The sequence below is a fragment of the Nonomuraea sp. SBT364 genome, from assembly GCF_001083785.1.
GTDB lineage: Bacteria > Actinomycetota > Actinomycetes > Streptosporangiales > Streptosporangiaceae > Nonomuraea.
The window spans coordinates 15,022-28,411 of sequence record NZ_LAVL01000034.1 but is presented as its reverse complement, the minus strand read 5'-3'; the positions used below and the strand labels follow the sequence as shown (position 1 = coordinate 28,411).

The 13,390-nt window shown below is 71.5% G+C and carries 8 protein-coding genes; all 8 read right to left on the bottom strand.

Features of this window, described 5'->3' with window-relative positions; translation table 11 throughout:
- Nucleotides 1-51: 51 nt before the first annotated feature.
- The gene (locus tag ADY59_RS17885; protein WP_049563532.1) at nucleotides 52-1,896 is read right to left on the bottom strand and encodes an AfsR/SARP family transcriptional regulator; all 1,845 of its coding nucleotides are present in this window, start codon (nucleotides 1,894-1,896) and stop codon (nucleotides 52-54) included.
- A 145-nt stretch (nucleotides 1,897-2,041) separates the two neighbouring features.
- Nucleotides 2,042-3,712 carry an acyl-CoA dehydrogenase family protein gene (locus ADY59_RS17880; RefSeq protein ID WP_063780694.1) on the bottom strand — a complete coding sequence of 557 codons (1,671 nt, stop codon included), beginning with the start codon at nucleotides 3,710-3,712 and terminating at the stop codon, nucleotides 2,042-2,044.
- Complete coding sequence (locus ADY59_RS17875; RefSeq protein ID WP_049563525.1) at nucleotides 3,709-4,608, bottom strand: ornithine carbamoyltransferase; 900 nt, start codon at nucleotides 4,606-4,608, stop codon at nucleotides 3,709-3,711. The genes ADY59_RS17880 and ADY59_RS17875 overlap by 4 nt, the downstream gene beginning before the upstream one ends.
- Nucleotides 4,605-9,317 (bottom strand): non-ribosomal peptide synthetase, encoded by a 4,713-nt coding sequence (locus ADY59_RS17870; RefSeq protein ID WP_049563523.1) that lies wholly within the window; start codon nucleotides 9,315-9,317, stop codon nucleotides 4,605-4,607. The genes ADY59_RS17875 and ADY59_RS17870 overlap by 4 nt, the downstream gene beginning before the upstream one ends.
- Nucleotides 9,314-9,487 carry an MbtH family protein gene (locus tag ADY59_RS17865; protein WP_049563522.1) on the bottom strand — a complete coding sequence of 58 codons (174 nt, stop codon included), beginning with the start codon at nucleotides 9,485-9,487 and terminating at the stop codon, nucleotides 9,314-9,316. Before ADY59_RS17865 ends, ADY59_RS17870 begins: the two co-directional genes overlap by 4 nt.
- Before the next feature lie 13 nt (nucleotides 9,488-9,500).
- A complete protein-coding gene (gene sbnB / locus ADY59_RS17860; protein WP_049563520.1) occupies nucleotides 9,501-10,481 on the bottom strand; it encodes a 2,3-diaminopropionate biosynthesis protein SbnB in 981 nt (326 codons plus the stop codon).
- A gap of 2 nt (nucleotides 10,482-10,483) precedes the next feature.
- Entirely contained in the window at nucleotides 10,484-11,488 is a 1,005-nt protein-coding gene (sbnA, locus tag ADY59_RS17855) for a 2,3-diaminopropionate biosynthesis protein SbnA (protein ID WP_049563518.1), read from the bottom strand.
- A gap of 116 nt (nucleotides 11,489-11,604) precedes the next feature.
- On the bottom strand, nucleotides 11,605-13,335 hold the full coding sequence (locus ADY59_RS17850; protein WP_082310181.1) for an AMP-binding protein: 1,731 nt from the start codon (nucleotides 13,333-13,335) through the stop codon (nucleotides 11,605-11,607).
- Between the last annotated feature and the right edge of the window lie 55 nt (nucleotides 13,336-13,390).

Here is a 13,390-nt window from a genome sequence, read left to right as displayed (position 1 = left end):
ACATGTCCGCTATATCCCCCCTATACGTACGCAGGCCGCCCCGGGGAGGGTCTAGCCGCACCGGGCCGGCACGACCTCCCGGAATCCGATGTCGTCGATCTGGGTGGTGGCGGTCGTCATCCGGGCCAGGGCCGCCTTGCGCTCCCGCGAGGACTCCTCCTGCACGGCGTAGTTCAGCGCGAACGCGCGCACCAGCGCGTGGAAGCGGTACTGCGTCGACATCTCGTGCGAGCCGGGCACGCTGTCCAGCAGCCGGGCGTCCAGGAGCTGCTCGATCAGGTCGCGGGCCTGGGTGACCTTGGTGTTGAGGACGACGGCCGCCATCCACGGCGTGAAGGCGGGCACGTCGAGCAGCACGAGCAGCCGCAGGGCGCGCTGGGTGGCCGTCGGCAGCGCGAGGTAGCTGCGGCTCAGCCGGTCCCGGACGGTGACGTCCGCGATGCCCAGCTCGTCCAGCCGCTCCCGCTGGCTCTCCAGGCGCTGCGCGAGCCGGCTCAGCGGCCAGTGCGGCTTGCCCACCAGGCGCACCCCGGCGAGGCGGACACCCAGCGGCAGGTAGCCGCAGAGCGCGGTGATCCGCTCGGCCTCCTTCTGCTCCGCCTGGACGCGATCAGCTCCGATGATCTTGCCGAGCAGCGCGACGGCGTGCCGTTCGGTCAGGACGTCCAGGTCCAGCCCCGGGATCCCGTCGACCACCAGCCGGGCCCGCCCGGTCACCAGGACGGCGCTCCTGGGCCCCGGCGGCAGCAAGGGGCGGACCTGCTGCTCGCTCGCGGCGTTGTCGAGCACCACCATGATCCGCTGATAGATCATCCGGCTCCGGTAGAGGCGGAGCCGCTCCTCGAACGAGGACGGCACCCCCGAAGGGTCCACGCCGAGTGACAGCAGCATCTCCCCGAGCGCGTCGAACGGGGACAGCGGGCGGGGCAGCAGTCCCCCGAGATCGACGAAGAGCTGACCGTCCGGGTAGCGGTCGAGGACCTGGTAGGCCGCGTGGACGGCCAGCGAGGTCTTGCCCACCCCGGCCATGCCGCCGATGACACAGCCCACCGTGACCCCTTGCCCCCCCTTGCGCCCGAGAGAGGCGTGGAGCTCGGCGGCCTCCGTGGACCTGCCCGTGAAGTCGCCCAGGTCAGGCGGCAACTGGCCGGGGCGCAGCCGGGTGGTGACCGCCGGGCGCTCCCCCACCGCGTCCAGCTCCGGGTCGCCGACGAGCACCTTGCCGTAGAGCTCCCGCAGTTCCTGGCCGGGCTCGGTGGACAGGTCGTCGGCGAGCAGGCTGCGCAGGTCCTCGTAGACGCTGATCGCGTCGGCCTGACGGCCGCCCCGATACAGGGCCAGCATGAGCTGGCCGCGCAGGCGTTCGCGCCACGGGTGCAGGGACACCGACCCGGTCAGTTCGGCGACCAGGTCGGCGTGCCGGCCCGAGAGCAGGTCGGCGTCGACGCGATCCTCGAGGGTGGCGAGCTTCGCCTCCTCCAGGGAAGGGCGCTCCACCGCGGTGAGCAGGTCGGTTGCGCCCGACAGCGCCGGGCCGCGCCACAGCGACAGCGCCTCGCTCAGGACTCGCGCCGCCTCAACCGCCTCGCCCTTCTCCAGCAACTGCCTGCCCTGCCGGGTGAGCCGTTCGAAGTCCAGCAGGTCCACCGTGCCGGGGTCGATCTCCATGAGGTAGCCGGGCCGTTGCCGCGCGATGGAGACGCCGAGCTTCTGCCGCAGCCTCGAAACGTAGATCTGGATCTGCGCCTCGGAAGTGGTGGGCAGTTCCTCCCCCCACAGCATCTCCGCGATCCAGGAATCCGACACGATACGCGAACGCGCCAGCAGGAGGATCGACAGAAGCGTCCGTATCTTGGTGGCGCTGAGTTCGATCGGCCCCGATTGATCGCTCACCATTATCGGCCCGAGAATACGAAACTGCAGCACCTTATCGCCTTTCGTCATCACGCAACCCCGTGTTCGCAACGATATGATGGTGGCCATAGGTTAATTCGACATGAATGACGGCACATACTCCGGGTGTTGTTCGCACCCCACCGGCCTACCGGTCACCGGCCGCGAATCGGCGTCCGTGCCGCGCCAATTGCCGGGCGACCACGTCGAAGGTCTGTGAGCCCTCATGCCGGGAAAGCAGTTCGGCGAACATCACGCTGCCCGCCTCGCCCGCCGGACGAGCGGGCGCCCCCAGCCGTCCGGCGATCCGGCGCAGCGCGACCGCCTGCCAGGCGGCGCTGAACGCGCCGGCCCGCACAGAAGCCGCCCCTGAAGTCACACCGGCGCACGCGGCGGCGGCCAGCAGGAAGGCGTACTCCTCGGCCAGCGCGAAGGTGCCGGCCGAGGCCGTCACCGTCCGTTCGCCCGGCGGCAGGTCCTGGCACCGGGTCCGCAGCTCGGCCAGGCGGCCGAGGAAGAAGGTCCGCAGTTCGGCGTCCTGCACCCGGGACAGCGCGGCGGACAGGCTCTCGCGGCCCTTCGCGTCCGGCACCAGCCGGTCGAAGTCGAGCTCGGGCAGCGGGGAGCCGAGGCTGAACAGCTCCTCCGGCCCGGGATCGGCACGCAGCCAGCTTCGCCGCGCCAGCCGGGGCAGCTGCGGGATGATCGTCGCCAGGCACGCGGCGCTGCTCGAATGAGCGAGCGCGGCCACGGCGAGATCCCTGAAGTACTTCTGGAACACGCCGTAAGGCCCCTCGCGGAGGTACGAACGCGCGCCGAGGACGGTGAACAGGTCGTAGGAAGCCGAGTCGAGCAAGGCGCACACCACGTACTTGCAGGCCGCCGCCAGCACACTGGTCTGCTCGGGGAGCAGGTGCAGCGCGCGCGCCGCCACCGCGCTGAACGCGTCGCAGACCAGCAGGTCGGCGAAGACGCCCACCAGGCAGTCCCGGGCCACCGGGATGTCCGCCACCGGCCGCCCGTACAGGACCCGCTCGCCGGCGAAGCTCAGCGCCAGCCGCAGCTGGGTGTCCAGCGCGCCGATCGCGATGGCGGGGAGCGCGATCCGGGTCACCTGGAAGGCGCGCAGGGCGGTCTCCAGCCCGCTGCCCGGGGCGCCGAGCATCGCGTCCAGGGGGACGCGGCTGCCGTTGAACTCCACGCCGGCCAGCGGCGTCGCCCGTAGCCCCGACGTGTGGTGGCGGGGCAGGATGCGATAGTCGCGGACGCCGGCCAGGTCGACCAGCAGCATCGAGTGGCTGCGGCTGCCCGGCTCGGCCCAGGTCCGCGCGAACAGCGTGACGGCGCGCGCTCTGCCGATGTTGTTGATGAGCTGCTTGGCGCCCGTCATCACCAGGCTGTCGCCGCGCGTCTCCGCGCGCATCGACATGCGCGAGAAGTCGGCGCCGTGGGCCAGCTCGGTGAAGGCCGCCGCCGCCCGTTCCCCGCCGAGCAGCTGCCCGGCGAGCCATTTGCGCTGACCGGCGTCGCCGGCCGTCCACACCGGCACCGCGGCGATGAAGCTCGTGACCCCGTAGCCGATGCCCAGCGAGGGATCGCGCCTGAAGACCGCTCTCATCGCCTGGACCAGTCCGTCCACGCCGACGAAGGCGCCGCCGAGCGAAGCCGGGACGAACTGGTCGCCCAGCCGTACCTCGTCGAGGATCGACTCCCCCGCGGTCAGCAGCTCGCCCTGCTCGTCGGCGGCCAGGACGGCGGCGAACCCGGCCGGGTTCGCCGGGTTCCACGGGTCCCCGAGCAGCTCTTCCAGTGCGGTCATCGGCACCACTCGAGCACAGCCATGGCGCTGTGCAGCTTGTTCTCCGCCTGGTCGAAGACGATGCTGTGCGGGCCGTCGATGACCTCGGCGGTGACCTCCTCGCCACGGTGGGCGGGCAGGTCGTGCATGAACACCGCCTCCGGGCTCGACCGCCACAACCGCCCGGTCACCTGGAAGGGCGCGAAGACGTCCCGCCAGTTCGGATCGGGCTTGTCGGTCCCCGTGGTCTGCCAGCGGGTGGTGTAGATGACGTCCGCGGCCTCCGGCAGGTCCCGCATGTCGTGACGCTCGACGACCACCTTGGGATCGACCCTGTCGAGCACGTCCTCGGACAGCCCGTAGCCCGGCGGCGTGCGCAGTTCGAGGCTCACCGACTCGTACCTGCTCAGCGCAAGGGCGAGGGCGGCGGCGGTGTTGTTGCCTTCGCCCACGTACAGGATGCGCAGCCCCTCGATGGCGCCGAAGCGCCACTTCAGCGTGGTGAGGTCGGTCAGCGCCTGGGTGGGGTGCTCGGTCGCGCTCATCGCGTTGATCACCGACATGCGCCGGTCCTGGGCGAACATCCGCATCTCGGCCGGATCGCCCGCCGTGCGCATGACGAAGACGTCCAGCATCCGGTTCAGCACCCTGGCCGTGTCCTCGATCGACTCGCCGGTGTTGGTCTGCAGGTCGTGGGGCCCGAAGGCGATCGTGCGCGCCCCCAGGCGCAGCGCTCCGGAGGTGAAGGCGGTCCGCGTCCTGGTGGACGTCTTGCTGAAGTAGATGCCGACGACCTGGTCGGCCAGCGGGTGCGACGTCGCGCCGACGCTGTTGCGGTAGTCCAGGCCGCGGCCGACGAGATGGCGCAGAGCCTCGTCCGAGAGGTCGTCGATCGAGATCAGGTGATGGGGCGTCATGCCGTTTCCTCCGCACGGAAGTCCTCAGCCAGCAAGACGGCCTCGATGTGACCGGCCAGCATTGCCAGTTCGGATTGCTCGAACACCTGACGGGCGCCGAGTTCCAGGTCGAGCTCCTCCTGGACCCGCGCGATCATCTTCAGCACCTGGAGCGAGTTGCCGCCCAGGGCGAAGAAGTCGTCCCGCGCGCCCACCTTGTCGATGCCGAGAACCTCCTGCCAGATCTCGGCCAGCAGCGTCTCCACGGCGTTGCGCGGCGCGACGAACCCCGCCGCGCCCGTCTCCTCACGTCCGGGCGCCGGCAGGGCGGCCCGGTCGAGCTTGCCGTTGACCGTGAGGGGAATGCGGTCCAGGGCGATGATGGCGGCCGGCACCATGTAGTCGGGCAGCGCCCGGCCCAGTGCCGTCTTGAGCTCACCCACGTCGATGCTGTCGCCCGCCGGTTCGACGTAGCCGACGAGAGCCTGGTCCCGCACCACGACCACCGCGTCGCGGACGCTGGGGTGGCCGAGCAGGCTCGCCTGGATCTCGCCGAGTTCGATGCGGTAGCCGCGGATCTTCACCTGGTCGTCGGCACGCCCGAGGAACTCCAGGCTGCCGTCGGCGTTCCGCCTGGCCAGGTCGCCGCTGCGGTAGAGGCGTCCGCCGCCGGCCGCGGGCAGGAACCTCTCCGCCGTCAGCGCCGGCCGGTTCAGGTAGCCGCGTGCCACGCCCGGCCCCTCGACGTAGATCTCGCCGGGCACGCCGACGGGCGCCACTCCCCCGTACTCGTCCAGCAGGTGCACCCTGAGGTCGGCGAGCGGGACGCCGATCGGGCTGCCGTGGTCGCCGGGACGGATCTCGTGGAGGGTGGTGTGGACGGTGGTCTCCGTGATGCCGTACATGTTGATCAGTCGCGGACGCCCGGTGCCGAAGCGGCGGATCCACGGGGTCAGCTCGCCCATGTCGAGCCTCTCGCCGCCGAACACCACCGCGCGCAGCGCGAGCCCCGTGAGCCGGGGGTCGTCCTCGGCGGCGAAGGCGGCGAGCTGCCGGAAGGCGGACGGCGTCTGGTTCAGCACGGTGACCCGCTCCTCGCGCAGCAGGTCGACGAAGCGGCCCGGGTCGCGCACCACGTCCCTGGGGACGACGACGAGGCGGCCGCCGTGCAGCAGCGCCCCCCAGATCTCCCAGACGGAGAAGTCGAAGGCGTAGGAGTGGAACAGCGTCCACACGTCGCCGGGACCGAAGGAGAAGGCCGCCTCGGTCGCCGTGAACAGGCGCAGCACATTGGCATGCGTCACCTCGACGCCCTTGGGACGTCCGGTGGAGCCCGAGGTGTAGATCACGTACACGACGTCGTCCGGTGCGGCCGCCGCCGCGGGGTCGTCCGGCGCGGAGCCCGGCGCGAGCGTGTCGAGCAGCACCGCCGGTTCCGTGACCTTGCCCGCGAGGCCGGTGGTGGTCACCACGAGCGCGGCGCCGGCGTCCTCGATCATGAACGCGAGCCGTTCCGCCGGCTGGTCGGGATCCAGCGGCAGGTAGGCGGCGCCGGACTTCAGCACGGCCAGCAGGGTGATGATCAGATCCGGCCCGTGCTCCAGGCAGACGCCGACCGGCTTGCCGGGGCCCGCTCCCCGCGCGCGCAGGTGCCGGGCGAGATGGTTGGCCCGCGCGTTCAGCTCGCCGTACGTCATGCCGTCCACGGCCGGGGCGCCGGGGGTGCGTGCCGCCTGCTCCTGGAACACCTCGTGCACGCAGCGGGCGGGCAGGCCGCCGAGCCGCGCCGGATGCTCGAAGTCGGCCAGGTCGACGGCGGACAGCCGGAGCCGGGGTTGCGCCGCGACGTCGCGCAGGAGCTTGAGGAAGCGCGCGGCCATGGTCGTGGCCGTGGCCCGGTCGAACAGCGCCGTGGCGTACTCGAGGGACGCCAGGACCGAGCCGTCCGGCCGACGCTGCGCGAGCAGGCTGAGGTCGGTCTTGGCGATCAGCCACGCCTCGGCCATGACCGAGGCGTCCGCCGCCTCCAGCGCGGTGTCGGTGTGGCCGGCCTCGTGCAGGTCGAAGCTGACCTGGTAGATCGGGGTCCTGGTGAGATCGCGCCCGGGCTGGAGCTCTTCCACCAGCCGGTCGAAGGGCAGGCGCTGGCGTGCGAAACCGGCGCGGCAGGCGGCGTTGACGCGTGCCACCGCCTCCTCGAAGGTGGGGTTGCCGGTCAGGTCCATGCGCAGGGCGAGGGCGTTGAGGAAGAATCCCACCACGTCGCCGAACTCGGCGCGCTCGCGCCCGGCGACCGGGGTGCCGACGGCGAAGTCCCGCTGCCCGCTGTGCCGGGAGAGCAGCATCGCCCACGCGGTCATCAGCACGGCGGTCAGGGTCGCGCCGCGCTCACGTCCCCAGGCGGCCAGGGCGTTCCCCAGCTCCGCCGGGATGTCGAACGTGACCATGGCGCCGTGGTGGTCGCGGTGCGCGGGCCGGGGCCGGTCCGTGGGGAGTTCCAGGACGGGCACGCCGGCGAGGTGCTCGCGCCAGTGGGCGAGGTCGTCCGCGAGGGTCTCGGCGGTCAGGGCACGGCGCTGCCAGGCCGCGTAGTCGGCGTACTGCAGGGGCACCGGCGGCAGGTCCGCGCCGGCGCACAGCGCGCGGAGCTCCCGGTCGAGCACCACGGTGGACCAGCCGTCGCAGGCGATGTGGTGGATGGTGATCAGGAGGAGGTCGCCGGCCAGCATCGCCCGCCACACCGGCCCGCGTTCCAGGTCGAAGCCCCGGGCGAGCTGCCCGGCGACCAGCGCCGCGGGGTCCTCGCCGGCGGCGGCGACCCTCAGCTCGACCGGTGCGGGGTCGTCGATGATCTGCCGGGGCTCGCCGGCCACCGGGACGTAGCGGGTGCGCAGGATCTCGTGCCGCTCGGCCAGGCGGTTCAGGGCGGCGCGTACGGTGCCGGCGTCCGCGTTCTCCAGCCTGACGAACAGGGGCGCGACCCACTCGGGGCTGCCGGGCTGGATCCGGTCGAGGAACCACAGGCGGCGCTGGCCGTACGAGACCTCCGCCGAGCGCGCGTGCCCGGCGGGGCCGACGCGCTCGGCCGTGGCGCCCTGCCGGTCCAGGAGTTCGGCCTGGCCGGCCACCGTGGAGACGGCGTACAGGTCGGGGACGGGCACGTCGAGCCGGTTGGCGAGTTTGGTCAGCAGCAGCGAGGTGCCACCGCGCTGGAAGAAGTCGTCGTCGGCGCCGATCCGCTCGACGCCCAGCAGTTCGGACCACACGGCGGCGACGCGATGCTCGGCGGGCGTGCTGGGCGGGGTGTGGGCGGCCGGTGCGACGGGGGCTTTCAGCGCCGAGCGGTCGATCTTGCCGCTGGGCAGCACGGGCAGCTTGTCGTGCAGGACGTACCTGGTCGGCACGTGGGTGTCCGGCAGGACGTCGCGGGCGAAGAGCCGCAGCTCGGCGGGGGCGACCCGGCCCGCGACGTGGGCGACCAGCCGTCCCTCCGACGCCACGACGGCCACCGCCGCCACCGCCGGATGGCCCTGGAGCACGGCCTCGATCTCCGCGGGCTCGACCCTGACGCCGTTGACCTTGAGCTGCTCGTCGAGCCGGCCCATGAAGTGCAGGACGCCGTCCTCGGACCAGCGCACGAGATCACCGGTCCGGTAGAGCCGCTCGCCCTCGCCATAGGGGTCGGGCACGAACCGCTCGGCCGTCATGGCGGGCATGCCGAGATAGCCCCGCCCGACCCCGGGCCCGCCGGCGCACAGCTCACCGGGGACGCCGATGGGCGCCAGGCCGCCCTCCTCGTCCAGCACCCGCACGCGCATACCGGAGATCGGCCGGCCGATCGGCACCGAATCCCCGGGCTGATCGGGGTCGACCTGATGAGCGGTCACGTCGATGGCGCACTCGGTGGGTCCATAGGTGTTCCAGATCGCCATCGACGGCAGAGCCGCCTCCCGCACCAGGCCGGCGTGCAACGGCTCGCCGGCGCTGAACAACAGCCGCAGCGAGGCCAGGCCGGTCCAGCCCGGCTCACGCACCAGCTCACGCAACAGCGAGGGGACCACCTGGAGCACCGTGATCTCGTGCTCGCGCATCAGGCGGACGAGCGACGCCGGATCGCGCTCCGCGCCCGGCGGCGCGATCACCACCGTGCCGCCGCTCAGCAAAGGAGCGATCATCTCCCAACCGGCGGCGTCGAACGTGACCGACGTCTTGTGCAACAGCCTGTCGTACGGGCCCAGCTCATGGGTCCGTGTCGTCCAGAGCACCCGGTTGGCGATGCCCTCGTGCGTCACCACGACGCCTTTCGGGCGCCCGGTCGAACCCGACGTGTAGATCACGTACGCCGCGTCCGCCCCGGCCACCGGGACCTGGCCGGCCTCCGGGGTGGGCAGCGAGCGCAGCAGCTCCGGCGTGAGCACGATGGCGGGGCGGGCGTCCCGCAGGATGCGATCCCGGCGCTCGCGCGGGTGCTCGGGATCCGTCGGCAGGTAGGCGGCGCCGCCGCGCCAGATGCCGAGGAGGGCCACGATGAAGTCGGCGCCGCGCGGCAGGTTGAGGCAGACGACGTCACCCCGGCCGATGCCCCACTCGCCCAGCAGGTGCGCGAGGCGAGCGGCCCGGCGGGTGAGCTGGGCGTAGGTCAGGGTCCTTTCCCCGTCCACGACGGCGACGGCGTCGGGGGTCGCCGCGGCCTGCCGCCACACCAGGTCGCCGAGGAAGCCGTCCTTCACCGCAGGCTCCGGGGTCGCATGTCGGTCCAGACCTGCTCGATGTGCCGCAGGCACTCGTCCTTGGTGCCCCCCGTGCCTTCGGCGCGCCATCCGGCCGGCAGGTCTCGGTCCGCCCACCAGATGGAGTACTGCTCTTCGTCGTTGAGCACTACCAGGTACCGGTCACTCATGGTGGCTGCTCCTTCATACGGGTTGCTGGAAGGCCTCGACGGCCAGCCCGGAGTTCCGGGCGAGAGCCTGTTCGAGCACGTACCTGGCCAGTGCCAGGTCCAGCGCGCCGAGGCCGAAGGGGGAGAAGATGATCGATGAGCCGCCGCCGGGCAGCGTGGTGGTCCCGCGCAGGAGTCCGCCGAGTGTGGCGTGGACGAAGGCGCGGTCGCCGGTGGCCAGCTCCGCCAGGTGCACCGAGGTGCGCTCGCGCAGTACGTGGTCGACGTCGTCGACGACGTTGCGCGCGGCCAGGACGGTCTCCGGGGTGAGGTCGCGCAGCGAGATGTGCAGCACCACCGCTCCCGGCCGGGCCCCGTCCAGGGTCATGTGCGGTTCGATGGCGGTGGTCGCCAGCGACAGCACGCCGGCCGCCGCGACGGCTTCCGCGGAGGTGGCGGCGATCCGCACGTCGAGTGCGGGCAGCGCCTGCCGTGCGCGTGCGCCGAAGGCCTCGGCGCGGGCCCGTGACACGTCGAAGAGGGTCAGCGCCGAGAGACCGGGCAGGAACCGCAGCACCTCGAAGTTGATCAGGCCGCATCCGATCATGGAGATGGACCGCACCGGGTCCGGACCGGCGAGGGTCTGGGCGGCGACCGCCGTGGCGGCGGCCGTGCGCGCGGCGGAGATCTGCGCGCCCTCCATCAGGGCCAGCGGCCTGCCGGTCTCCATGGAGTTCAGCACGATGGTGGCGCTGGCCCGCGGCAGCCCCCTGCCGAGGTTGCCGGGGAAGGAGGCCACCCACTTGATCCCGGCGATCGGCTGCTCCCCTCCCACGAACGCGGGCAGGCCGATGATGCGGTTGGCGCTCTCCCCGGGGAAGCGCAGGAACGTCGAGTGGGGCACCACCGTCTCGCCGGCGTCGTGCTCGCGATAGGTGTCGCGCACGAGCTCCAGCACGGCCTGCTCGGCACCCCGCAGGATGTCGCGCACCTCGTCGTGTCGGATGACCAGCATGGTCAGATCCCTTCTTTCCACAGGTGCGAGACCTCGCCGAAGGTGCGGCGCACCCACTCGTCGGAGTAGATAGTGTCCAGATAGCGATCTCCGCCGTCCGGGAGCAGCAGTACGCAGGTGGCCCCGGGGGCGATCTCGTGCTGGGTCGCGGTCAGCGCGGAGACGATCGCACCGGACGACGCCCCGGCGAGGATGGCCTCGCGCTCCGTCAGCCTTCGGCACCCCACCACGCAGTCGAGGTCGGACACGTGGACCACGCGATCGGCCGCGCCCTCGCGGAAGAGGGCCGGGCGGATGGCCGCGCCGTGGCCCGGCAGCAGCCGGGGTGCCGGCCGCTGCCCTTCGAAGATCATGCTGCCGATCGCGTCCACCGCCGTGATCTTGATGGGCAGGTCGTGCGCGGCGACGTAGTCGGCGCAGCCGACCAGCGTGCCGCACGAGCTCACGGGGACGAACAGGTGGTCGATCCCGCCGTCGAGCGCCCGCACGATCTCGTGCATCGTCTGGAAGTGCGCCCGCGCGTTCAGCAGATTGCCGTACTGGTTGGGATGGAAGGAGTTCGGAATGGTGTCGAGCAGCTCCCGCACCCGCTGGATCCGGCGCGGCAGGTACTCCCCGGTCCCGGGATCGGGCAGCTCCACGACCTCGACCTCGGCCCCGAAAGCCCGCAATATCGCCAGGTTCTGCTCCGTGGTCCTGGCATCGACCACGCAGATGAACCTGAGGCCGAGGTAGCGGCAGATCTGCGCCATGCCGATGGCCAGATTGCCCGAACTGGACTCCACCACGACGGAGACCCCGGGAACGAGATCACCTGCGTCGATGGCGGCGCTCAGCATGCTGAGCGCACTGCGGTCCTTGAGGCTCCCCCCGGGATTGAACCTCTCCAGCTTTGCGAACACCAACAGTCCCGGGACGAGCCGTTCGAGTTCGACGAGCGGCGTCCCACCAATAGCCGAAAGAATTCCAGTCGTGGTGGATATTGGCACAGCGCTGGCTCCGTCCATGAAATTGCGCCGGCTCCGCAACCAGAACCAGCCAGCTCACTATCCGGCCACGCCGCTATATCTTTCCTATATCCGTGCACGACGGAAATGGGAGCCGGTCAACACGCGCGGCGTCCTCAGCGGCTCCCCGGTCGCGGAAATCCGGGGGCGGTCGCCGGCGGGTCGAGGCCGCTCGGGACATCGCCGTCGAGCACGTCCAGGGCGTTGGCTCTGAGTAGTTCCCGCACGAGCTGCCGGTTGACCCCGCCGTCCGGGGCCGCCGGGAACTGACCGGGCCTGACCAGGACGACACCGACCCGCTGCAGCCCGAAGCGCAGGGCGAGCCGGGCACGGACGGCGCGTACCAGCCCGCCCTCGTCCGCGCCGTCCGGCTGGGCGACCACGATGATCTCCTCGGGCGTGTCCAGCGCGGGAAAGGCGGTGCAGGCGACGATGGAGCCGAGGTCCAGAAGGCTGCGTTCCACCCGGCCGAGGTGCAGCGGACGGCCCCGATGCAGGATCAGGTCACGTGACGCGCCCGCCACGTAGAGTTCGCCGTCCACCGTGGCCCCCAGGGTGCCGCTGCGCACGAACCCCTTCTCCCCCGTCGCGGTGATCTGGTCGAATCGTTCGGCGCTGAGCCGGTCCTCGTGCCAGTAGCCGGCGGCGACATGCGGTCCCCGCACCCAGATCTCCCCGACGGTCCCCTCCGTCACCGGGACGCCCGTGAACGGGTCGACGATCAGAAGGTCCTGGTCGCCGGGTTCGCCGAGGCCGGCGAGTCGCGGCCCGTCGGTGCCGGGCAGCATGAGGCTCTTGTCCAGCGCGCGCGTGTCGAATCGCGGGGCCCGCAGGACCTGTCCCGCCGATCCCACCGAGGCGATCATCGTGGCCTCGGGAAGGCAGAAGGCGGTGCGCAGCGCCTCGGACCGCAGCCCGGCGTGGCGCAGGCGGTGTGCGAGCTCGACGAGGTTGTCCGGTTCGATCGAGGGCAGGCCGGTCATCTCCAGCACCAGCAGGTGGCGTAATCGGGACAGGTCCAGCGTCGCGCACTGCTCGTGGGTGATCTCGCGCAGGCACTCGTCGAACCCGAATCCCGGGGCCGCGCTCACCTCCACCCGGTAGTCGTCGAGCAGGCGCAGCCACGCGACCGGGTCGGCGCAGAACGTGTGCGGCGGGACGAGCACCGCCGTGCCCCCCGAGAGCAGCGGCGCCAGCAGCAGGGTGAACAGCCCGAGCCCGTGGTGGAGGGGCAGCCAGCCGCCCGTGCGCACGCCCGGACGCAGGTCACACGCCTCGATCAGGGACTCCACGTTGTGCAGGAGGTTGGTGTGCGACAGCGGGATGCCGACGGGTTCACCGGCCAGGCCGCTGGTGTAGTGGAGCAGTGCCGGGTCGTCGCCGGACCGCAGGGGTTCGACCCAGTCGGCGGGGTCCTCGTAGACGACGCCGTCGGTGGCGACGCAGGCGTAGGTGCCCAGGTCGTCGTGGTTCAGCCAGGCATGGATGGCGTCGGCGTGGGCCGTGTCGGTGAGGACGAGATGGGCGTCGGCGTCAAGCGCGATGCCGGTCTGCGTGCTGAGATGGTGCTCCGCGTGTGAGGGGAGCGGCAACGGCACCGGGACGACGTCCGCGTAGAGGCAGGCCAGGAAGGAGCGCACGTACTCGATACCCGTCGGGTAGCAGAGCAGGACTCGGTCCCCCGGTTTGCATACGGTCTGTAACCAAGACGCCACTTCCCTCGCGGCCAGGTGGAGATCCAGGTAGCCGATTCGAGTTTCGCCGTCCCCCTTGAATATGACCGCGTCAGCGTGCGGTCTTTCCTCGACGTGACGAAGTATCGCCCCGAAAACAGATATTTCCCCCATACAAACTCCCCTTGCAGGCTCACAAGGATGGGACCTTGCGCCCGATCGGGCCAAA

What these genes read in the sequence shown, in the direction of transcription:
- ADY59_RS17885 (WP_049563532.1), bottom strand. Translation starts at nt 1,896, where the DNA reads ATGGTGAGCGATCAATCGGGGCCGATCGAACTCAGCGCCACCAAGATA.
- ADY59_RS17880 (WP_063780694.1), bottom strand. Translation starts at nt 3,712, where the DNA reads ATGACCGCACTGGAAGAGCTGCTCGGGGACCCGTGGAACCCGGCGAAC.
- ADY59_RS17875 (WP_049563525.1), bottom strand. Translation starts at nt 4,608, where the DNA reads ATGACGCCCCATCACCTGATCTCGATCGACGACCTCTCGGACGAGGCT.
- ADY59_RS17865 (WP_049563522.1), bottom strand. Translation starts at nt 9,487, where the DNA reads ATGAGTGACCGGTACCTGGTAGTGCTCAACGACGAAGAGCAGTACTCC.
- sbnB (WP_049563520.1), bottom strand. Translation starts at nt 10,481, where the DNA reads ATGCTGGTCATCCGACACGACGAGGTGCGCGACATCCTGCGGGGTGCC.
- sbnA (WP_049563518.1), bottom strand. Translation starts at nt 11,488, where the DNA reads ATGGACGGAGCCAGCGCTGTGCCAATATCCACCACGACTGGAATTCTT.
- ADY59_RS17850 (WP_082310181.1), bottom strand. Translation starts at nt 13,335, where the DNA reads ATGGGGGAAATATCTGTTTTCGGGGCGATACTTCGTCACGTCGAGGAA.